Origin of the sequence: Rhodocyclus gracilis (assembly GCF_009617575.1) — a bacterium.
Taxonomy (GTDB): domain Bacteria; phylum Pseudomonadota; class Gammaproteobacteria; order Burkholderiales; family Rhodocyclaceae; genus Rhodocyclus; species Rhodocyclus gracilis.
Map to the genome: position 1 here is coordinate 56,565 of NZ_WIXJ01000009.1, position 20,860 is coordinate 77,424.

General features: G+C 62.8%; 21 protein-coding genes and 1 tRNA gene. 13 read left to right on the forward strand and 9 right to left on the reverse strand.

Annotated elements, in window-relative coordinates:
- Positions 1-4 precede the first annotated feature (4 nt).
- The 9 genes from GHK24_RS11410 (at position 5) to GHK24_RS11450 (ending at position 8,751) form a co-directional block, all read left to right on the forward strand.
- Complete coding sequence (locus GHK24_RS11410; protein WP_153473013.1) at positions 5-997, forward strand: Bug family tripartite tricarboxylate transporter substrate binding protein; 993 nt, start codon at positions 5-7, stop codon at positions 995-997.
- 7 nt (positions 998-1,004) lie between these two features.
- Positions 1,005-1,937 (forward strand): glycine reductase, encoded by a 933-nt coding sequence (locus tag GHK24_RS11415; protein WP_167682792.1) that lies wholly within the window; start codon positions 1,005-1,007, stop codon positions 1,935-1,937.
- Between the two features lie 15 nt (positions 1,938-1,952).
- Entirely contained in the window at positions 1,953-2,693 is a 741-nt protein-coding gene (locus GHK24_RS11420; RefSeq protein WP_153473014.1) for an enoyl-CoA hydratase/isomerase family protein, read from the forward strand.
- 105 nt (positions 2,694-2,798) lie between these two features.
- The gene (locus GHK24_RS11425; RefSeq protein ID WP_228384674.1) at positions 2,799-3,965 is read left to right on the forward strand and encodes a Bug family tripartite tricarboxylate transporter substrate binding protein; all 1,167 of its coding nucleotides are present in this window, start codon (positions 2,799-2,801) and stop codon (positions 3,963-3,965) included.
- A 9-nt stretch (positions 3,966-3,974) separates the two neighbouring features.
- On the forward strand, positions 3,975-4,742 hold the full coding sequence (locus GHK24_RS11430; RefSeq protein ID WP_153473015.1) for a class II aldolase/adducin family protein: 768 nt from the start codon (positions 3,975-3,977) through the stop codon (positions 4,740-4,742).
- A 2-nt stretch (positions 4,743-4,744) separates the two neighbouring features.
- Complete coding sequence (locus GHK24_RS11435; protein WP_153473016.1) at positions 4,745-5,710, forward strand: ketopantoate reductase family protein; 966 nt, start codon at positions 4,745-4,747, stop codon at positions 5,708-5,710.
- Positions 5,711-5,728: 18 nt separating this feature from the next.
- Entirely contained in the window at positions 5,729-6,301 is a 573-nt protein-coding gene (locus tag GHK24_RS11440) for a cysteine dioxygenase family protein (protein ID WP_153473017.1), read from the forward strand.
- Between the two features lie 3 nt (positions 6,302-6,304).
- On the forward strand, positions 6,305-7,897 hold the full coding sequence (locus GHK24_RS11445; protein WP_153473018.1) for a rhodanese homology domain-containing protein: 1,593 nt from the start codon (positions 6,305-6,307) through the stop codon (positions 7,895-7,897).
- Positions 7,898-8,085: 188 nt separating this feature from the next.
- Positions 8,086-8,751, forward strand: a complete 666-nt coding sequence (locus tag GHK24_RS11450; RefSeq protein ID WP_153473019.1) for a DUF1847 domain-containing protein — start codon at positions 8,086-8,088, stop codon at positions 8,749-8,751.
- Positions 8,752-9,267: 516 nt separating this feature from the next.
- Here the strand turns inward: GHK24_RS11450 and GHK24_RS11455 are convergent.
- The 5 genes from GHK24_RS11455 to GHK24_RS11475 all read right to left on the reverse strand — a co-directional run bounded on the left by GHK24_RS11455 (position 9,268) and on the right by GHK24_RS11475 (position 13,899).
- Positions 9,268-10,386, reverse strand: a complete 1,119-nt coding sequence (locus GHK24_RS11455; protein ID WP_153473020.1) for a Fic family protein — start codon at positions 10,384-10,386, stop codon at positions 9,268-9,270.
- 458 nt (positions 10,387-10,844) lie between these two features.
- Complete coding sequence (locus GHK24_RS11460; protein WP_153473021.1) at positions 10,845-11,906, reverse strand: DNA cytosine methyltransferase; 1,062 nt, start codon at positions 11,904-11,906, stop codon at positions 10,845-10,847.
- Positions 11,907-12,099: 193 nt separating this feature from the next.
- Positions 12,100-12,552 (reverse strand): hypothetical protein, encoded by a 453-nt coding sequence (locus GHK24_RS11465; RefSeq protein ID WP_242569259.1) that lies wholly within the window; start codon positions 12,550-12,552, stop codon positions 12,100-12,102.
- Entirely contained in the window at positions 12,498-13,676 is a 1,179-nt protein-coding gene (locus GHK24_RS11470; protein WP_153473023.1) for an Arm DNA-binding domain-containing protein, read from the reverse strand. The genes GHK24_RS11465 and GHK24_RS11470 overlap by 55 nt, the downstream gene beginning before the upstream one ends.
- Entirely contained in the window at positions 13,669-13,899 is a 231-nt protein-coding gene (locus tag GHK24_RS11475; protein WP_153473024.1) for a hypothetical protein, read from the reverse strand. The genes GHK24_RS11470 and GHK24_RS11475 overlap by 8 nt, the downstream gene beginning before the upstream one ends.
- Before the next feature lie 137 nt (positions 13,900-14,036).
- Between GHK24_RS11475 and GHK24_RS11480 the strand changes: the two genes are divergently transcribed.
- Entirely contained in the window at positions 14,037-14,300 is a 264-nt protein-coding gene (locus tag GHK24_RS11480; protein WP_153473025.1) for a helix-turn-helix domain-containing protein, read from the forward strand.
- 113 nt (positions 14,301-14,413) lie between these two features.
- Here the strand turns inward: GHK24_RS11480 and GHK24_RS11485 are convergent.
- Positions 14,414-14,490 (reverse strand) — tRNA-Arg (locus GHK24_RS11485).
- Positions 14,491-14,604: 114 nt separating this feature from the next.
- On the opposite strand from GHK24_RS11485, the gene GHK24_RS11490 reads away from it, so the two are divergent.
- The gene (locus GHK24_RS11490; protein WP_153473026.1) at positions 14,605-15,045 is read left to right on the forward strand and encodes a c-type cytochrome; all 441 of its coding nucleotides are present in this window, start codon (positions 14,605-14,607) and stop codon (positions 15,043-15,045) included.
- 104 nt (positions 15,046-15,149) lie between these two features.
- Here GHK24_RS11490 and GHK24_RS11495 read toward each other — a convergent pair whose 3' ends face one another.
- From GHK24_RS11495 to GHK24_RS11505, 3 genes are all read right to left on the reverse strand, one after another.
- Complete coding sequence (locus tag GHK24_RS11495; protein ID WP_194286421.1) at positions 15,150-15,434, reverse strand: hypothetical protein; 285 nt, start codon at positions 15,432-15,434, stop codon at positions 15,150-15,152.
- Positions 15,435-15,551: 117 nt separating this feature from the next.
- Positions 15,552-17,555, reverse strand: coding sequence for a UvrD-helicase domain-containing protein (locus GHK24_RS11500; protein WP_153473027.1), 2,004 nt, complete (start codon positions 17,553-17,555; stop codon positions 15,552-15,554).
- 122 nt (positions 17,556-17,677) lie between these two features.
- Positions 17,678-18,367 carry a glutathione S-transferase gene (locus tag GHK24_RS11505; RefSeq protein ID WP_153473028.1) on the reverse strand — a complete coding sequence of 230 codons (690 nt, stop codon included), beginning with the start codon at positions 18,365-18,367 and terminating at the stop codon, positions 17,678-17,680.
- Positions 18,368-18,597: 230 nt separating this feature from the next.
- On the opposite strand from GHK24_RS11505, the gene GHK24_RS11510 reads away from it, so the two are divergent.
- Both GHK24_RS11510 and GHK24_RS11515 read left to right on the forward strand, forming a co-directional pair.
- Positions 18,598-19,815: an MFS transporter gene (locus tag GHK24_RS11510; protein WP_153473029.1), complete on the forward strand. Its 1,218-nt coding sequence runs from the start codon at positions 18,598-18,600 to the stop codon at positions 19,813-19,815.
- 10 nt (positions 19,816-19,825) lie between these two features.
- The gene (locus GHK24_RS11515) at positions 19,826-20,740 is read left to right on the forward strand and encodes a bestrophin family protein (protein WP_153473030.1); all 915 of its coding nucleotides are present in this window, start codon (positions 19,826-19,828) and stop codon (positions 20,738-20,740) included.
- The last annotated feature ends 120 nt before the right edge of the window (positions 20,741-20,860 follow it).

Sequence of the window (20,860 nt, forward strand, 5' to 3'; positions counted from 1 at the left end):
CTCCATGTCGACCGTAAAACCACCCCGCTTCACCCGCTGTGCCGCACTGATCGCCGGCGCCATCGCCGCCTTGCTACCCTTCGCCGTTCATGCCGACAACTGGCCGAGCAAGCCGATCAAGCTGGTTGTCCCCTATCCTCCCGGTGGCGCCGCCGATGCAGTTGGCCGGGTAGTCGCCGAAAAGCTGTCGGAAAGCCTGAAGCAATCGGTGATCGTAGAAAACAAACCCGGTGCCGGCACGGCAATCGCCGCCGAATACGTCGCCAAGTCGCCGGCCGACGGCTACACGCTGGCGATAGCGCCGACCGGCCAACTGACGATCCTGCCGCACGTACAGAAAACCGGCCGGCTCGAGCCGTTGACCGCATTCACGCCGATCTCGCAGCTCGCCTACACCGCCGTCGCCATCGCTGCCGCGCCGAATTTCCCCGCCGCTACGCTGAAAGACGCCGTGGCGCTGGCCAAGGCCAAACCGGGCGACGTGAGCTTCTCCTCGTCCGGCAGCACGACCATCATCCATCTCGCTGGCGAGTACTTCGCCGAAGAAGCCGGCGTCAAGCTGCTGCACGTGCCGTTCAAGGGCAGCGCGCCGGCGGTCACCGCGCTGCTTGGCGGCGAAGTCAATCTGGCCTTCGACACGCTGACCGTGTTGGCGCCGCAGATCAAGGCCGGCAAGGTGAAGGGCCTGGCCATCGCGGCAAAGGACCGCTCGCCCTTGCTGCCGGATGTGCCGACCGTCGCCGAACAGGGCTATCCCGGTTTCGAGGTGCCGTCATGGTTCGGCCTCGTCGGCCCGGCCGGGCTGCCCAAGGACATCGTCAAGCGGCTTAACGGCGAAGTCGCCGCCATCCTCGCCCAGCCAGCGGTCAAGGAACGCCTGGCCAGCCAGGCTCTGCAGGCCTGGCCGAGCACGCCGGAACAGTTCGCGCAGCGGATCCGGGACGACTACGCGAAGTACGGCAAGGTCGTCAAACAGGCCGGCATCACGCTCGAGTGACCCGCCCGTGAGCCATCACGACGCCCCGATCCCCTACCTGGCGCGGACCCGCGCCTGGTATCTGGCGCTCGGCTACGACAATCCCTACCTCTGGGCCCGGCACAACGACGCGCCGTTTTTTGCCCTGAAGAAGCCCTTGTCCGCGAGCACCGTCGCCCTGATCACCACCGCCGCACCATACCGGCCGGAGTTGGGCGAGCAAGGGCCGGGCGCGCCGTACAATGCCACCGCCAAGTTCTGGCAGGTCTATTCCGGCGATAGCGCGGCCGACCACGATCTGCGCATCGCCCACGTCGCCATTGACCGTCGGCACACGACGATGACCGACAGCGGCACCTGGTTTCCGCTGCCCCGCCTGCGCGCGCTGGCAGCGCGCGGGCTGCTGCGGCTGGCGCCGCGCTTCCACGGTTTCCCGACCAACCGCAGCCAGCGCCAGACGGTCGACGTCGACGCCCCGGAACTGCTCGCTCGCTGCCGCGCCGACGGCGTCGACGCGGCGCTGCTCGTCGCCAACTGCCCGGTCTGCCACCAGAGCCTCTCACTGGCCGCTCGCCATCTTGAAGCCCACGGCATCGCCACTGTCGTCCTCGGCTGCGCCCGCGACGTCGTCGAACATTGCGGCGTTCCGCGACTGCTTTTCTCCGATTTTCCGCTTGGCAATGCCGCTGGCAGGCCACACGATCCGGCATCCCAGGAGCTGACACTGCTGCTCGCCCTGAACCTGCTGGCAGAAGCCGAAACACCGCGTACGACTTGGCAGTCACCGCTTCGCTGGCCAGGCCCGGCCGACTGGAAACTCGATTACGCCAACCCCGAACGCGTCACTGCTGACGAACTCGCACGCTTGCGCGACGAAGCCGAAACTGCCCGGCTGAGCGCCCGTGCCCTGCGCGAGGCAACGCTCGGCCAGGAAGCCCGACCCGCTGTCTGCAGCCTCTGATCCCTAGGAATATCCATGTCCGAAGTTCTCTATGAATCGCGTAACGGTGTCGCCGAGATCACCATTGACCGCGCCGACAAGTACAACGTCCTCACCCACGAGGTGATCGCAGAACTGCGTTTGGCTTGGGAACGCTTCAACGCCAGCGCCGACGATCGCGTCGCCATCCTCAAGGCCACCGGTAGCAAGGCCTTCACGGCAGGCGCGAACCTGCGTGACATTCCGCATGACCTGTGGCGCGCCATTCCTGGTGCGGGCATTGCCGTGGATAAACCGGTCATCGCCGTCACCGCCGGGCTGGTTGTCGGTGGCGGCCTAGTGCTGGTGCAGTTCGCTGACCTGGCCATCGCCGCTGACAACAGTGTCTTTTCCTACCCGGAAGCCAAGGTCGGATTTTCCGGTGGGTTGATCAGTTCGCTTGCCGCGCGTATCCCACACAAGGTGGCAATGGAACTGCTGCTTGTTGGCGGCAGCATCGACGCCAGACGTGCTTACGAAGTCGGCCTCGTCAACCGCGTCGTGCCAGTCGGCGAGGAACTGGAGACCGCTCGCGCGCTGGCTGCACAGATCGCCATCAACGCGCCATTGGTACTGAGGCTGTTGAAGCGCTTCGTCGGCGAGACGCTCCCAAAGGGCCCGACCGAAGCTGCGGCGCATGCCCGCGCCGCAATCGAGACAATCAACACCTCGGCCGACTTCGCAGAGGGCATCGCCGCTTTCGTCGATAAGCGCTTGCCTCTCTTCTCTGGCCGCTGATGTACGAATCACGCCATGCGCTTCATTTCTCTGCGTAGCCCGTCGCTCTCAAGTTCCCCGGTACAGACAGGCACCACGCCACCGCTGCCGCGGGAATACGCGTCCATGACACTGGCTGGCGACATAGTCCACCACACACCGCACAAATTCGGTGTTCGGGTACTGGGTGCAGGCGTCAAGAAAACTCCTGTCAGTCATTCGCGATGTCGAAGCAAGCCAATTGCTGACGCAACTGGCCGAATCGAATCCACCCACCTTCACATGATCATCAAAAGGGAAACAGCCATGACCCGTCGCCCGCTATCCCATCTGTTCGGCACCTTGCTCGCTGCCGGTTCGCTGCTGGCAGCAGCCCCCATACACGCCGCCGACGCGTGGCCAAACAAGCCGCTCAAACTGATTGTTGCCTTCCCGCCGGGCGGAGCTTCAGACGCCGTCGGCCGCATCTACGCGGAAAAACTGTCGGAAGCGCTCAAGCAGCCCGTCATTGTCGAAAACAAACCTGGCGCGGGTACCGCCATCGCTGCCGAAGCTGCGGCCAAGGCTGCTCCTGACGGCTACACGCTGTCGCTCGCACCAACCGGGCAACTGACCGTGCTTCCTCACCTGAACAAGAACATCCCCTATGACCCGTTCCGCGACTTCGCCCCGGTCTCGATTGTTGCCTCAGTCCCCTATGTCATCGCGGCCAGCGCCACCACCCCGGTCAGCAACGTCAAGGAACTGATCGCACTGGCCAAGAAGGAACCTGGCAAGCTCAGCTATTCCTCTTGCGGCAATGGCACCCTGTGCCATCTTTCCGGCGAGTTGTTCCAGCACCTGACCAGCACCGAACTCCTGCATGTTCCTTACAAGGGCAGTGCCCCGGCAATCACCGCTCTGCTTAGCGGTGAGGTCAATCTGGCATCCGACACGCTGACCATCCTGTCTCCGCAGATCAAGAGTGGTAAAGCCAAGGGGCTGGTCATTTCCGGGAAGGAGCGCTCGCCGTTGATCCCCAATGTACCTAGCGCCACCGAGGTCGGCCTCCCCCAGTTCGACGTTACCTCCTGGTTCGGAATCGTCGTTCCGGCCGCCACGCCGAAGAACATCGTTACCCGTCTCAACCAGGAACTCACCCGTATCGCCAAGCTGCCCGAGGTCAAGGAACGCCTCGCCGGGCAAGGGCTTGACGCGGCCTACTCGACGCCGGAAGCCTTTGCCAAGTCGATCCAGGAAGACAGCGTGCGCTGGGGAAAGATCGTGCAGATTTCCGGCGCCAAACTGGACTGATGCTGAATCATGAATGCACCTGAAGACAAGGTTCTGGAACTGGCCCGTCAGCAGGCCCGCATTGATCTGGCCGCGGCTTGCCGGTTGGTCGCCCTGTTCGGCTGGACCGACCTGCTCGCCACCCATCTGTCCATCCGCGTGCCTGGTCGTCGGGACCGTTATCTCGTGAATCCCCTCGGTTTGCTGTTCGAGGAAGTCTGCGTTTCTGCCATCCTCGAAGTCGATCTGGAAGGACGCATCGTTGCCGGAGAGGGAGAACTGAATCCGGCCGCCGTCGTCATTCACGGTGCCATTCACGCCGAAGCGGAGCAGGCAGAGGCGGTGGTTCACCTTCACAGCCGCGAGGGGGTTGCGATCTCCTGCCAGGCCAGCGGGTTGCTGCCGCTCACCCAGATGTCACTCATGGTACTTGGAGACCTCGCTTATCACGACTTCCAAGGCGTCGTCCTCGACACCGACGAGCGGGCATCGCTGCTTGCCGACCTCGGCGACAAGAACCTGCTCATCCTTCGCAACCACGGAACACTGGCGATTGGACGCACGATGGCCGAGGCCTTTGCCCGCATCTGGCGTCTTGAGCGGGCCTGCCGCTTCCAGCTGGCGGCACAGTCAGCCGGCGCACCACTGATCACGCCGGCGTCTGCAGTGATCGAACGCACGCTGGAACAAGCTCGCGCAGTATATGGGCCGCAGTCTAGCTTCCTGCCTTCCGGACGTCGCGAGTGGACTGCTCTGCTCCGCCGCCTGGACCGCGAGTTGCCCGGCTACCGCAACTGAGCATGGTCTCGCCGCGCATTGCCATCTTCGGCGCCGGCGCCATCGGCGTCTACCTAGCGTCCAGACTGCATCTGTCCGGACAGGCCGTGACCCTTGTCACTCGTCCAGGTAGCAGCCTGCCGCCAGTAATCGATTTCGAGGAAGGTGCGTGTCTGCGGAAAATCAGCGTTGATTTCCAGGTTCCGGCCGACGCACCGTATAAGCACGATTTCGTCATCGTGACGACCAAGGCACAGGACCTGCCGGTCGCCCTGCCGCTCATTCGCCCCTGGCTGGACGCTGACGGACATCTCGTCATTGCCCAGAACGGCCTTCCGTGGTGGTTTCTCGACCATCTGGAAGAGGGTACGGTACTGCGTGCCGTTGACCCCGACGGCAGCCTTCTGCGCGAAATCAACCTGGCGAGAACCCTCTCCTGCGTGGTTTTCAAGTCCGTCGAACGCTTGGCAGGCGGACATATTCGCGCCCTGGTCACCGATGGTGATCGGTTTGTTCTGGGTTGTCCGGCGATCGCTCATAGTCCCGCGGCTGCACAACTGGCCGATATCCTCGCGCAGGCAGGATTGCAAGCAGAAACCGCCGAAGACATCACCGTCCCGCTGTGGGAAAAACTCCTCGGCAATGTCGTTCTCAATCCGCTGAGTGCCATCAGTGGACTCGACATCGGCAACCTGCTCGCCGACCACGACCATCGTGCCCGCCTCGTCGCCGGCATCGAAGAAGCACGCGCCGTGGCACGCGCCTGGGGACTCCCCCCAGGAAGCACGCCGGACCAGCGCCTGCTGCGAACTGCAAAGGTCGCAGCAAGCGGCACTTTCCGCACATCGATGCTGCAGGACCGCGAGGCCGGTCGCACGCTCGAACTCGAACCCATCCTCGGCAGCGTCCGCGAGCTTGCCCGTCGACGTGGCGTTCCGACGCCGACGCTGGACAGCTTCCACGCGGCAGCCCGCCATCTATCCATCTGACCAAACGAGGAAACCGCGATGAGTGCAAATAAGCTCCTTAACTTTGTCGAGGCCATCACCCGCTTCCTTGAAACGGATCCGAACGAAGAACTTATTCTCAGCCATGGCCAGACACTGCTGGCCGAACTGGTCGCTAGCGACGACTGGCTACCGGATCAATTCGCCCGGCCCCACCCTCAGTACTATCAGCAGTACCTGCTTTACGCCGATCCGCTCGACCGCCTGTCCATCGTCAGCTTCGTCTGGGGCCCCGGCCAGAAAACACCGGTGCATGACCACCTGACCTGGGGCCTGGTTGGCGGTCTGCGCGGTCGTGAGCGGGAAATGACCTACGCGAAACAGGCCGACGGCAGCTACCGCGTAACCGGCAGCGGGATCCTGCTGCCCGGCCAGACCACGGCAGTATCGCCAGGCATCGGTGACGTGCACAGTGTGGCCAACGATCTGCCCGACCAATCATCGATCAGCATTCACGTCTATGGACGCAACATCGGTCGTGTTCATCGTCATGTCTTCGATGAGGCAACCGGCGCCGAGAAACCCTTCGTCTCCGGCTATGCCAGCGACGTCGTTCCCAATCTGTGGAGTTGAGCGATGGCCGGTGAATTCCGTCAGGCAAGTTATGACCACGTGCGCACCGCGCTGCTGGAACGGCGCGAAATCGCCTTTCTTGATGTGCGCGAGGAAGACCCGCATGCCCAGTCACACCCCCTGTTTGCTGCCAATTTCCCGCTCGGCCGCATTGAGCTGAACGCTTGGGCTACGCTGCCGCGCCGCAGCGTGCCCATCGTCACCATCGACAACGGCGAGGGCGATGCCGAACGAGCGGCTGGAAAGCTGGCCCAACTTGGCTATAACGACATCTCCGTCTTTTCCGGTGGCATTGCAGGCTGGGCTGCTGCGGGCGGTGAACTGTTCCGCGATGTCAATGTGCCGAGCAAGGCCTTTGGCGAACTGGTCGAGGCAAGGCGTCATACCCCTTCCTTCACCGCCGAGGAGGTCAAGGACATGCTCTGCGCGGGCGCTGACGTCGTGGTCGTCGACGTGCGCCGCTTCGACGAATACCGGACGATGAACATCCCGGGTTCGACCAACGTGCCAGGCGCCGAACTGATACTGCGTGTTCCTGCCTTGGCGAAAAGTCCCGCGACCCAGATCATCGTCAACTGCGCCGGACGGACGCGCAGCATCATTGGCACTCAGTCGCTGATCAACGCAGGTCTACCCAACCCGGTTGCAGCGCTGAGGAACGGCACCATCGGATGGACCCTGGCCGGGCAGACTTTGCAGCATGGTCAAAGTCGCCGTTTTCCTGCCGTTGACCGCAATACCGCTGAAACAGCAGCCATTGCTGCCCGCCGCGTCGCTGATCGTGCCGGGGTCAAGCGCGCAGCATGGGCCGACGTCGAGGTCTGGCTTGAACAACGGGAACGCACCACCTATTTCTTCGACGTGCGTGACCCATCCGAATATGAAGCCGGCCACCTGCCCGGTTTCCGTTCAGTGGCGGGAGGCCAACTGGTCCAGGAAACGGAAATGGTCGCCCCGGTGCGCGGAGCCCGCATCGTGCTGGCCGACGACCTCAGCGCGCGGGCCGAGATGACAGCTTCCTGGTTGGCACAGATGAACTGGGAGGTCTTCGTTCTCGATGATGTCGCCAACACACCGGACTTCAGCGTCAAGGGACCGTGGCAGGCGCCCTTCCCGCCTGCACCAGCAGTCCCCATGATCAGGCCGGCCGAGCTGGCTACCCTGCTCGAGCGACCGGAAGAAGTGGCCGTGCTCGACCTGACCCTGCATGCCAATTACCTGCGCGGCCACATTCCGGGTGCGTGGTACGCACTGCGCTCGCGCATCGCCGATGCGCTCGCGCGGATTCCACCAGTCAAGCGCTACGTGCTGACCTGCGCCAGCAGCCGCCTCGCCCTGTACGCTCACACCGAAATCCAGAATCAGTCAAATGCAGAGGTAGTAGTACTGGAAGGCGGCAATGCCGCCTGGGAAGCAGCCGGTCTCCCGCTGGAAAGCGGCCCGGCTCATCTCGCCTCGCCGCCCATCGACCGTTACCGCCGCCCCTACGAGGGCACCGACAACGCGAGGGAAGCAATGCAGGCATATCTCGACTGGGAATTCGGGTTGGTAGAACAACTAAGGCGGGATGGAACACACGGATTCTTCGTGATCTGACCACAAAGCCACAGGTCATTCATTGCGCATGATCAGACTATTGATCATGGCATGTCGCCCTACCATTGCATGGAACACGGAGTTATCTCTGAAGACGGATCGACGAGGCAGTGCTCAATAAAACCGGTAGCCAGCCTGTTTAACGATACCCAGTCAAAAATCGCATTAGCCAGTGAGTGAGACCAAACATGTCAAATAAAATTGAAAACCCCAGCTGCTCTGAATGCGGTCAGTTGCATTGCTATCGCCACGACAAAAAGTATCCGGATTTTTGTCTTACTGAATCCATTGACGAGAATCAGCTTAGGAGCAGCATCGAGACTTATCAGGGGGACTCTTACGACGCAAAGGTCGCACGCGCCGCAGCCGAAGTAGAGGGCCTTTATTACTGCAAGATCACGCGCGTCGAAGAAGTCGTTGCTTTTGCCAAGCGTATCGACGCAAAGAAAATCGGCATTGCCAGTTGCCTGGGACTCATTGAAGAAACGCGGATTTTCACGAAAGTGTTGAGACTGGCTGGATTCGAACCATTCACCGCCTTGTGCAAGGTCGGGTCCGTCGATAAAAGCGTGATCGGCATTGACGAAAGCCTGAAGATTAAATGCGGTTCATTCGAGGCTTGCTGCAACCCCATTGTGCAGGCACAACTACTCAACCAGGAGCACACCGATTTGAATGTCATCATGGGACTATGCGTAGGCCATGATGCACTGTTCACTAAATATTCTGAGGCGCTTGTCACGAGCCTTGTTACCAAAGACCGCGTGAATGGACACAACCCTGCGGTTGCCCTTTATTCCTCAAAAATGTACGGAAAGCGCATCCTCGATCCTGACTACCTGAAATCATTGTAGAACTGCATGGCAGCATTGCGCCCTCTGCCATCTTCATGTCGATATAAGTAGTCATACATAAGCTGCCACTCTGAAAAACCAATTCATGGCTTCGGAGTCTCTGTGCTGTCGGCACTATGCGCAAGAGCAGGAACCGTCGCAGGCCCGGCGCTACGAACGCGCCGAGCGTGAGCGGCCTGTCGCACGACCCGGACCTCGTGCCGCCCTGGGAGTGGCGACACGCGCTAGCCCGCCGGATTGGAAAGCGTATCCGGCCCCTTGCACTGTACAAAAATACAGCACATCGGCCAGGCTATACTTTTTCACTTTCCCCGTCCTGACGGGGCGCGCTCTATCGCCCCCCACGGCACCGTCCGCCTCCGTTTCATGCGCCCGGCAGAGGTGGCCGAGGCCATCAGCTCTCCCGTATTCGCCTCGGGCGTCCGTGTCGGTTTTCCGTCGCCTGCTGCCGACTATGTCGAGGGCCGCCTTGATCTGAACGATCCGACGAGGAGTCCGTGCTTGCAGCCATTCCAGTTAGTAATGATGAAGTTCATAGCTGGTACTGCGCCCACCCGCCCCCGTCTTGCTCAACACCCCACGCGCCAGCAGATCGTTGATGTCGCGCAGTGCCGTGTCCGGCGAACATTTGGCGATGGCCACCCACTTGCCGTTGGTCAGTTTTCCATCGAACCCGTCCAGCAAGCGGTTTAGCACCTTCACCTGCCTTTCATTGAGCGGCAGGGTCGCCCAACGCTGCCAGTAACGGGTTTTCAGGAAAACGGCATCGAGCGTTTGCTGGGCCTGACCCACCGCCCGCTGCAGGCTCTCCAGAAACCAGAGCAGCCAGGCCGTGACATCCATCGACCCTTTCTGGGTCTGTTCCAGGATTTCATAGTAAGCCTTGCGCTCCCGCTGTATCTGCGCGGACAGGCTGTAAAAGCGCTGCGGACTGCCGTCGGCACGCGCCAGCAACAGGTCACCAATGGCCCGGGCGATCCGCCCGTTGCCGTCGTCGAAAGGATGCAAGGTGACAAACCAGAGATGCCCGAGTCCCGCCTTGATCAAGGGCGGCTCACCAGAATCCGCATTCATCCACGCCAGAAACCGCTCGACCTCCTTCGCCAGGCGATCTGCTGGAGGCGCCTCGTAATGCACCTTCTGGCGTTGCAGGGGACCGGAAACCACCTGCATCGCTCCGCTGACATCATTCCGCCAGCTGGCGACCTGGATCTTGGCAAGTCCAGAATACCCGGTGGGAAACAACGCGGCATGCCAGCCGAACAAGCGCTCCGGGGTCATCGGCCCCCGACAATTCGCCGTCGCATCGAGCACCATCTCGACCACGCCTTCGACGTGACGATCTACCGGTGCCAAGGCACCGATATCGACGCCAAGGCGGCGGGCAATGCTGGAGCGCACGGAAGCGACGTTCAATTGCTCGCCTTCGATCTCGCAGGTTTTGACGACATCCTCGGTCAGCGCCACCAGGCTGGCCTGATCGCGCAAGGCCGCGCCGACATCAGTCAGGCGCCCGAGCAACAAGCCTTGCGCCCGGCTCACCTCGGCCAAGGGCCCGGCCAGAACAGCAAGGTCGTACTGCCAGCGCGGCCAGTCCGGCGCCTGCCAGATATACTTGTAATCGCCGTAATTCATGCGGCGATTATGCGCACCTTCCGCCGCAAAACGCAAGCAATTCACCGCCTAATCTGCGGCGATTAACTGGCACGTTCACCGCATGAAGCCAATGATCTGTTCTTCGGAAAAGCGTTTCTTCAGGTCCAATCTCCTTGCCGTCGTGGATTGGACCCTAAACTCACGCGCTACTCAATTCAGGGGGACGTCGAAGAATAACGCTCTGATGCGTGCCATGCGACGCATCTGAAGCCGAAGGTTGGGCTTTGACCTTTTTCACGCTATCGCCGGAGTCCATGGCCCACCGGACTTCCAGTGCTGCGTGAAACCGATCTCAGATCTCGCGGCCGCGATGACTGGAAGCAGAAACTCTCGCAGCGACACAACGACGTCCTCCAGTCGCAATGCTTCGAGTCGGTTCTTTCCCAAGAAAGCCAGCCACTGCGTCTGCTTTTGTGTGTCTTGCGCAAAGCCATCGGTCAGACCAAATGGAGAGTCTTCGGACAAGGCCGTCTTGCGTCGATCGAAGGTCGCCCGCACTGCGCGGCACAAGGTACCCGACAGAGCAACTCATCAACAAGACGGACCTTGCGAAATACGACAGTACGTGGCGTGAGAAACCCCACTGGGTGAGTCTGCCCGTCAGGCTCCTTTGAGAGTCTGCTGCGGAGGGGCGGGAGGCCGGACAGAGCCTCTCCGACAGAGACCTTCGTGTTCTCAGCGCCAATCACGAATTCCTCCGGCGAGGAGGTCAGCTCCGGGACGGAGCGGGCAACGTCCGAGCGAATTCCGAACAGGATGACTCTGTGACGCCCCTGAGGGATGCCAAAGCGCTCCGCTTCGATGACGAAGTCGATCGGGTCTATCTCTCCCGCGACGCCGGGCTTCACCAGAGAGCGAATCTGGTATTCGAGGTCGTCACCCGGCTTGGAGAGGTCGGCAACGATTCTGTCGAAGATGGGCGAGCCTCCGTGCTGCGAGGAGAGCATGCCTTTGACGTTCTCCATGACGAAGACGGCCGGCTTATGCCTGCGGATGATCCGAAGATACTCCCGGTAGAGAAAGTGCTTCTCGTCGCTCTCGAACTTCTCCAGCGACTCGCGCGTCCGTCGCGAACGGCCGGCAAGCGAGTACGCCTGACAAGGAGGTCCGCCTATCAGCACCCAGTCATCAGCGCCGCCGAGAGCCGACTGAATACGCCGGTCGAGGTCATCCGGATCGTCCTTCCCAAGCACGAAGTTACGCGCCTCCTCCAGTGCCTCTCTTCCGGCCTCGACGGTGTCGGGATGGGCGAAAAGGGCTTCGCGCGTGATGTTTCCCCGAATGTGCTCGTAATAGCAGTCAGGAGCCTTTCCACGTGAAAACTTCCGGTAGAGCGAACGCAACGAGAGTGTCTTGTGAGCGGTCGAGTCCTTTTCCGCCGACACTTTCAGGGAAAAGATGGGGCGGCTCAGAGGGTCCATGATCGACGAGAAGCCTTCTCCCAGGCCGCCGGGCCCTGCGAAAAGATCAATTACCGGGATGGGGCTGCGCTGGGTCATGCGTTGTCGATCTTGAATATTCGTTTGTTCTAATAAAAAGGTGCGACTCACGCACCATGCAATGCTAGCGGAGTGGCTTATCAACCTGCACTCGCGCGCGGATTCTACTCCGCCGATTCGTCAATCACCGAAGGAGCCACAGGCCCCTTCGGTCACCACGATCCTCGAAAGGTCCCTGCCCCCCCTCCCATCCCTAACCGGATGCCCCTCCCTCCCCCGCTTCCGCCCCCACCACAAACGCCCGCCCCCGCAACTGCGGGTGGTAACGCCCGAATCCCGCGGTTTCCGGCGCAAGCTGTCCGTACAGGTCGACCTCGCCCGACAGACGATCCGCCATGGACAGGATCGTCGCCTCCAGACTCCGGGGCTCGCGCAGCCCCAGCCAGGGCGGTGCGCCCTTGGCGGCAGTCAGGGCATGAATGAAGCCGAGGTACTGCGTCTCGGGCAGGTTCACCCGGTGCATTGCCATCGCAGCGGCGATCCACTGCTGCAGCGTGTCGCGGTGTCCGATCAGGCTGCCGCGGGCGGAAAGCCGGTAGTGCCGGGTGACCGGGTCGTAGCGGTAGTCGTCGGCCTTCCCGGCATCGTGGATCAGCCCGCCCAGCGCGAGAATCGGCGCATGGACAAGCGCCTGGCCCTGCCCCATCGCCAAGGCCCGTTCGGCCACTTCGAGGCTGTGCCGGAAGTTGCCGTTCTTCTCGTGGTGGTGAGGGTCGCGGCCGTATGCCGCGTCTGGTACGGACGCCGCAGTTTCAGGCCGAGATGGCGCAGCAAGGGATACCAGACGCGCCGGGTCACGTTCTTGTGGTCGAGCGGGGTGCCGTCGCGCGAGCAGAAGACGTACTTCGACAGATGCCGGGTCGCCGCTTCCTGCCGCTTGAGCGCGTCAAAGACTTTCTGGCTCATGCGGATGTCCCGCTGCGATCCATCGGTCTTGGTGTATTCCTCCTGACGTTCGACGATGGTTTCGCGGACGAGGATGAGGCGGCGCTCGAAGTCGACGTACTGCCACTTCAATCCGTCGATCTCGCCGGTGCGCATGCCGGTGAAGAAGCGGACGGTGTAGTAGTCGCGGAAGTCCACCCGCACCGTGTCCAGAATGCGGGACACCTCGTCGAGGGAGAACGGCTGGACGTCGCTCTTGCGTACCTTGAGCTGTTTGATGTTCGTAAATGGCGTGCGAAAATCAAAGCGGTCGGCGGCTTCGTTGAGGATCATCCGCAAGGGGTTCAGCACCTTGTTGATCCGGCTTGTGGAGAGGCTTTTGGTCTTGCCCCGCGCCTGGACTTTGGCGAGCTCAGCGCGGAAAGCAAGAATGTCTGCCTTGAGGATGTTGCCGACCGCCTTCTCTCCAAATTTGGGGATCAGCACCCGGTCGAGGTCGCCGCGTACCACCTTGCGGTGGGAATTGCGCCACTCGATGGATTTCTCGGCAAACCAGGTTTCCGCGAACTCGCGGAAGAGCGGCGTATCCGGACGGTCGGTGCCGTTCGCCGCACCCGGCTGCGACAGTTCGGCCTCCAGCGACTGGATGGCATCGACCATCGGCGACCGCGCGAATCGGGTCGCGAGGCGACTGCCGGGGAAGAATCGACCGTAATCGAAGGTTCCTGCCGCAACCTCCGCTTCGATACGCTCGAGAACCTTGGCGACCTTGCGGCGATTTGCGGGAGTATCAGGGAGCGCCGTCTGTTCGCGGCAGCGGATACCGCGGTAGTAGAAGTCGATGATCAGGCGCTGCGTCTCCTTGCGGACCTGAATGCTACCCATGGCACACCTCCCCGTTTGCCATAGGAATCCCGAAGCCGTGACCAGAGACACGCATGTCCTGTTCGATGACCTCCCAGATATAGAGAATTTTGCGGCCACCGAAGGGGCGGAAGTAATGGACCCCTTCGATCAGGACGCTGTCCTTCAGGCGTTCGCGAATCGTGCGGCAGTCATACTTGATCTTCTTAGCGAGCTCATCGGTGGTCAGATAGGTCTTTTCCATAGTCACACCTCATGTCGTCTTTAGGGTTCGCATGATGCGCAAACGCATCACACAAAGCCGATTATAGACACCGGATGAAGCTCGTCAAGTTTTTTTGATACTCTTACGCATCACATGCAGCTGCGGAGCAACTGGACATGCTTAGGTTTCGACTCAAGGAACTAATTGCCGAGAAGGAGTTTCGCGAGGGGCGAGTCGTGACCTTGGTCGAAATCGCTGGAGCAACGGGCATCCACAGGATGACCCTGTCCAAGCTTGCGAACCACCGTGGCTACAATCCTTCAGCCGATGTGCTGGATAAGCTGTGTGGTTTCTTCGGTTGCCGGATCGAGCAATTGGTCGAACACATTCCCGACAGCCTGGTCACGCAGAGCACGAGTCAAAATCGGACCAGCAACTAGATGGCCGCGCACTGGCAGTCACAGGCAAGTCACGCTTTGGTCACAGATTGGTCACAACGCCCGGACCAAAGAAAAATGGGTTAGGCCCTGAGGACCTAACCCATTGAATTTTCTGGCGCGCCCGGCCCGATTCGAACGGGCGACCCCTGCCTTCGGAGGGCAGTACTCTATCCAGCTGAGCTACGGGCGCGTGCAGGGGCGTAAGGATAGCGGTTTCGCCCCGATGCGTCCATCGGCGGGCAAGGGAACAATGCGGCAGGATCGCCCTCTACAGGGAGGCTCAATTGCAGAGGGGATCACCGCCATGGCGGGCAACACGCATTCATCCAAATCCATCATGGTGGTGACCATCGTCATTGCCGTCGTACTGATCGCGCTGATCGTGCCGCTCTCGCTCAAAGGCAAAGGAGCGGCCGGCAGCGGGGCTGACGAGGCGGTTGAGGTCCGCATTGCGCCGGTGGCGCAGCTGACGATTGCCGGGCACGAAGCCGCCACCAGTGGCCCGCGCGATGGCGCTTCCATCTACAAGAACGTCTGCTCGGCGTGCCACGCCAGCGGCGCGCTCGGTTCGCCGAAGGCGGGCGACAAGGCGGCTTGGGCGCCACGTCTGGCGCAGGGCAAGGCGGCCCTCTATACCAGTGCGCTCAAGGGCAAGAATTCGATGCCGGCGCGCGGCGGTGCCGCTGACCTTTCCGACGACGAAGTAAAAAGCGCGGTCGACTACCTGACCGGGCTGGCGAAATAAGCCGCCGACAAACGTAAAAGGGGAGGTCGCAATGACCTCCCCTTGCCCAATGGGCGCCTGACGGTGGGCCCGGCCGATATGGGTCGGAGCCGCGACCGGGGCTGTTACTTGGCTGCCGGAGCTTCAGCCGGCGCAGCCGCTTCTGCCGGGGCGGCCTTTTTCGCCTTGTGATGCTTGGCGTGCTTGGCCTTGTGCGGTGCCGGCGTAGCCGGTGCTTCGGCAGCAGCCTCAGGCGCAGCCGGAGCGGCTTCCGGGGTCTTGGCATAAGCGGAGGCGCCGAAAGCGAGGGCAGCGGCGAGGATGAGGGCTTTTTGCAGCATGGTGTTCTCCTGTGCGGTAGTTTCGCCAAAGGTGGCGACGCCAGGACGGGCGCGGGAGGCTTTGATCATCCCGGGCGCGCCGACCTTGTGGCAAATAACGCGGGCTCGGCGATGACGTTGGCGCGTGTTACGTTTGCTTACATGCTGCCGTCTGGCGGCGCAGGCCACGCGCCGACAGGCGCGCTGCTATTTGGGCGCGTTGGCGAGCATGCTTTTGAGCGCAGCGAGTCGAGCCGAACCGCTCGCCTTGTCGGGGACGGCGGCGGCTTTGCCACCGGAAACGCGTAGCTCGCTGTCGCCCATTTCGGCGATGAAGCGCGACGGTTCGCAGGCGACCAGTTCGCGCGCCTGTTTGCGCTTCTCGCAATGCGACAGATGCAGGGAACGTTGCGCGCGCGTGATGCCGACGTACATCAGGCGGCGCTCTTCCTCAATCTTCTCTGGCGTCATCGATTCGCGGTGCGGCAGGATGCCTTCCTCGACGCCGATCAGGAAAACATGCCCGAATTCAAGCCCCTTGGCGGCGTGCAGCGTCGATAGCTGCACGGCGTCGACGTCCTCGTCTTTCTTGTCGATGAGGTTGATGAGCGCGATGGTCTGCGTCAGATCGATCAGCGTCTTCTCTTCTTCCTCGCCCTTGCGCGCCAGCCAGTTGCAGAATTCCTGCACGTTGCCCCACTTCGTTTGTGCGGCGCGCGGCTCCTCGTGGTCGTAGAGCCACGCTTCGTAGCCGATGGCGGTAAGCATGTCGGGTAGCACTTGCGCCGGCGGTTCGCGGCTGGCACGCCATTCGAGGCGATTCACAAAGGCGCAGAACTCGCGCAGCGGCTCGGCCTGCCGCGGCGTCACGCGATGCGCAAAACCCTCTTCGCAGGCGGCGGCAAAGAGCGAGACGTGACGCTCGCCGGCATAGGTGCCGAGCGACTCGAGCGTCTGTCCGCCGACGCCACGCTTGGGCGTCGTCACGGCGCGGATGAAAGCCGGATCGTCGTCGCTGTTGGCCAGGAGGCGCAGCCAGGAAATGATGTCCTTGATCTCGGCCTTGTCGAAAAACGACTGCCCGCCGGAGAGCAGATACGGCACGCGCTGGTTGCGTAACTGCTGCTCGATGATGCGCGCCTGATAGTTGCCGCGATAGAGAACGGCGTAGTCGCGGAACTGGCTACGATGCTCGAACTTGTGCGCCAGCAGCTTCATGACCACGGTCTCCGCCTCGGCCTCTTCGTCGCGGCAGACGTTGAGCGTGATCGGGTCGCCAAAGCCGAGCTCGGACCACAGCTTCTTCTCGAACAGCTTCTCGTTGTGCGCGATCAGCGCGTTGGCGGCTTTCAGGATGCGCACCGTCGAGCGGTAGTTCTGCTCGAGCTTGATCACCTTCAGCTGCGGGTAGTCGCGCGGCAGTCCGCGCAGGTTCTCGATGTCGGCGCCGCGCCAGCCGTAGATCGCCTGGTCGTCGTCGCCGACGGCGGTGAAGGCCGCGCGCGGGCCAGCGATCAGCTTCAAGAGCGCGTACTGGCAGGCGTTGGTGTCCTGGTATTCGTCGACGAGCAGGTAACGCAGGCGGTTCTGCCATTTGGACAGCACCTCCGGGTGCTGCTGAAAGAGCTCGACCGGCAGCGAGATGAGGTCGTCGAAGTCGACCGCCTGATACGCCCGCAGCGTCGCTGCGTAGCTCGCGAATACGCGCGCGGCGATCTGCTCGGCTTCGTCCTTCGCCTCCTTGCGAGCGGCGTCGGGCGAAACGCGTGCGTTCTTCCAGCGCGAGATGATCGACTGCAGGTTACGCACCGTCGCCTTGTCCACCGTACCGGCGAGGTCGGTGATGATGCCCTGGCAGTCGCTCGAATCGAAGATCGAGAATTTCGGCTTGTAGCCGAGCGCCGTCGCTTCTTCGCGCAGGATGCGCACGCCGAGCGAGTGGAAGGTGGAAATCGTCAGCCCCTTGCCCGACGAGCTGCCAAGCAGCTTGTCGATACGCTCCTGCATTTCGCGCGCGGCCTTGTTGGTGAAGGTGATGGCGGCGATGTTGGCGGGCTTGAAGCCGCACTCCTGGATCAGGTAGGCGATCTTCTGCGTGATCACCCGCGTCTTGCCCGAACCGGCGCCCGCCAGGACAAGCAAGGGGCCATCGAGGTAACGGATGGCTTCGCGCTGCGGAGGATTAAGGCGATCGGAAGGAGCAGCGGACATCAGCCTGTCGTCAGCAAGAAGGGGGGCGGATTTTAGCACGCGCCCTCTGTCGCCCCCGGCCACGGCAGCCGCCACTGTCCTCACCCGGCGCCCCGCACACTCTCTGCACCGGCCGCACCGGGTCAGCCGACCAGATCGTAGGCACCACCACGCTCGAGCGCCCGCCGGTAGGCCGGCCGCGCGTGGATGCGGGCGAGAAAGTCGACGATGCGCGGGCGCATGTCGCCGAGCGTGCCGCGCCAGGCGGCAGCTTCGAGCGGAAAGCTCATCTGCACGTCGGCGGCGCTGAAGTCCTCGCCGGCAAACCAGCGCGACTGGCGCAGCTCGCCCTCGACGAAATCGAGGTGGCGGCCGATTTCCGGCAGGAGAAAGCTCTTTTTCACCGCGTCGACGATGCCGCGCGCAATCGGCTTGGCAAAAAACGGCATCGGCGAGCTTTCAATGCGGTCGAAGACGAGCTTCATCACCAAGGGCGGCATCGCCGAACCCTCGGCGTAGTGCAGCCAGTAGGTGTAGCGGCGGCGCTCCGGTGTGCCCGGCGGCGGAATCAGGCGGCCGTTGCCGTAGCGTTCGAGCAGGTAGTCGATGATGGCGCCGGATTCGGCGATGGTCGTCAGCGCTGCGGCGCCGTCGGCATCGTCGGTGATCACCGGCGATTTGCCGAGCGGATGCACGCGACGCAGCGCCTCGGGCGCCAGCATGGTTTCCGGATCGCGCTCGTAGCGCTTGATTTCATAGGGAATGTCGAGTTCTTCCAGCAGCCAGAGAACGCGCTGTGAACGCGAATTGGCGAGGTGATGAACGGTGATCATGAGAGTCCTTGTCGCTTCCGGGGTCAAAAAAATTAGTGGGTGGCCACGCGCCGTGCCGGCGGTGGACAGCCTGCGCCGGGAGCGGTTCGCGGCAAGACGCGCCCTGCGCCGCCCACGATGAGCACCACGCCACACGATGCGCCCGATTGGGCGAAGGCGGGGAATTCGCTCTATAGTCTCGGCTCTGATGCCATGTCTCCCGTCTTGCGGGAATTGTCCGACGCCTGCCCATGTTCGCTTCGCTGCGCCGCCCCGACATCCTGCTGACCACCCTCGCCGCTGCCGGCATTCTCATGGTGACCATGGGAACGCGGCAGTCCTTCGGTCTGTTCATCGCCCCCCTCGACGCCAGCACCGGGCTTGGCATTGCGACGATCAGCTTCGCGCTGGCCATCGGGCAATTTGCCTGGGGCGCCATCCAGCCAGTAGCCGGCGCCTGCGCCGACCGTTACGGGCCACGCGCCGTGCTCATTGGCGGCATCGTGCTGCTCGCTTTCGGCACGGCGGCGACGCCCTTCATGCATTCGGGTCTCGGCCTGACCGTATCGCTCGGCCTGCTGGCCGCCATGGGCTCGGGCGCCGGCAGCTTCTCGGTCTTGATCGGCGCCGCCGCGCAGCGCCTGCCTTTGGCTGCGCGGGGTTCGGCCTCCGGGGTCATCAACGCCGGCGGCTCGCTCGGCCAGTTTGTCTTCGCGCCGATCATGCAGCGGCTGATCCAGGGCATCGGCTGGATGGGCGCCTTGTGGGCGATGGCGCTGATGACGCTGGCGGCGCTGCCGCTGGTCGGCAAGCTGACGCAAGGCACGGCGGCGCCCCACGCGCATGGCGAGGAAGACCGTGGCGTCATGCACGCCATACGCGTCGCACTCAGCGATCGCAGCTACCTGCTTTTGCACGCGGGCTTTTTCACCTGCGGCTTTCACGTCGCCTTTCTGGTGACGCACCTGCCGGGCGAAGTGAATCTCTGCGGACTGCCGCCGTCGGTGGCCAGTTGGTCGCTGGCGATCATCGGACTGGCCAACATCTTCGGCAGCCTCTACGCCGGCTCGTGCGTCGCCCGTTATCGCAGCAAGTATGTGCTGGCGTGGATGTACGCCTCGCGCACCGTGCTGATCGCCGCCTATCTGGTGGCGCCACACACCGAGCTGACGTTCTATCTCTTCGCCGCCGGGCTCGGCTTCACCTGGCTGGCGACCGTGCCACCGACCGCCGCCATCGTCGGCAAGCTGTTCGGCGTTCGCTATCTGGCGACGCTGTTTGGCCTCACCCTGCTGTCGCACCAGACCGGCGGCTTTTTTGGCGCCTGGCTGGGCGGACTGGCGATCAGCCAGTTCGGCGACTACCACTGGATGTGGTACGCCGACATGGCGCTGGCCGCTGCAGCCGCCCTCGTCAACCTGCCGATCCGCGAAGCTCCGGTAGCACCTGTGGCACCTGCCAACGCCTGAGGAAACGCTGATGATCATTCGTGAGCGCCCCGCCGCCTGGCGCCTGTTTTTTGCCCTGCGCGGCTCGATCCTGCACCGCATCAAGTGGGAGTTGGTGACGACCTTCAGCATCGCCGTCATCGTCACGCTGGCGCATGGCCGCGTTTTTTCGACCAAGGTAACGCTGACGCCGATCCCGTTTTCGCTGATCGGGCTGGCGCTGGCGATCTTTCTCGGCTTTCGCAACAGCACCACCTACGACCGCTGGTGGGAAGGCCGCCGCCTCTGGGGCGACCTGCTTATCCACGCCCGCTCGCTGGCGCGCATGTGGGTGCAACACGTCCGCCCGGGCGGCGCCGAGGCAGCACAGACGCAGCTCTACCGGCTGATCGCCTTCGCCCACGCCCTGCGCCATGCCCTGCGCGGCAGCCGCAACACCGACAGCGCGCGCTTTCTCTCCGCCAGCGAAGCCGAGCGCGTCGCCAGCGCCGCCAACCCGGCCGACCGCATCCTGCATCTGATCAGCCAGGATCTCGCCAGCGCCTCGGCGCACGGCCACGTCGAGCCGATCATTGCCGCCCGCATCGAAGACAGCCTGACGGCACTCGCCACGGTGCAGGCCGGCTGCGAGCGCCTGCACGGCACGCCGCTACCCTTCTCCTACACGCTGCTGCTGCACCGCACGGCGCACCTGTACTGCCTGCTGCTGCCCTTCGGGCTGGTCGATACCATCGGCTTCGCCACGCCGCTGGTGGTCGGGCTGGTGTCGTACACCTTCTTCGGGCTGGATACGATTGCCGACGAAATCGAAAACCCTTTCGCGCTCCTGCCCAACAGCCTGCCGCTCGACGCCATCTGTCGCCGCATCGAGATCGACCTGCGCGACGCGCTCGGCGAAGCCGACCTGCCGCCACCGCTGCAGCCAGTGGATTTTTGTCTGATGTGAATCGCCCCGGCTTCAGTCTCGATGTCGTGGAAGACGTCGCGGAGGGCTTCGTCGCGGTCGAGATAGGTTTTGCGGCGGATTCGCTCCCGCTTCAGTAGCTGGAAGAAGCTCTCGGCGACC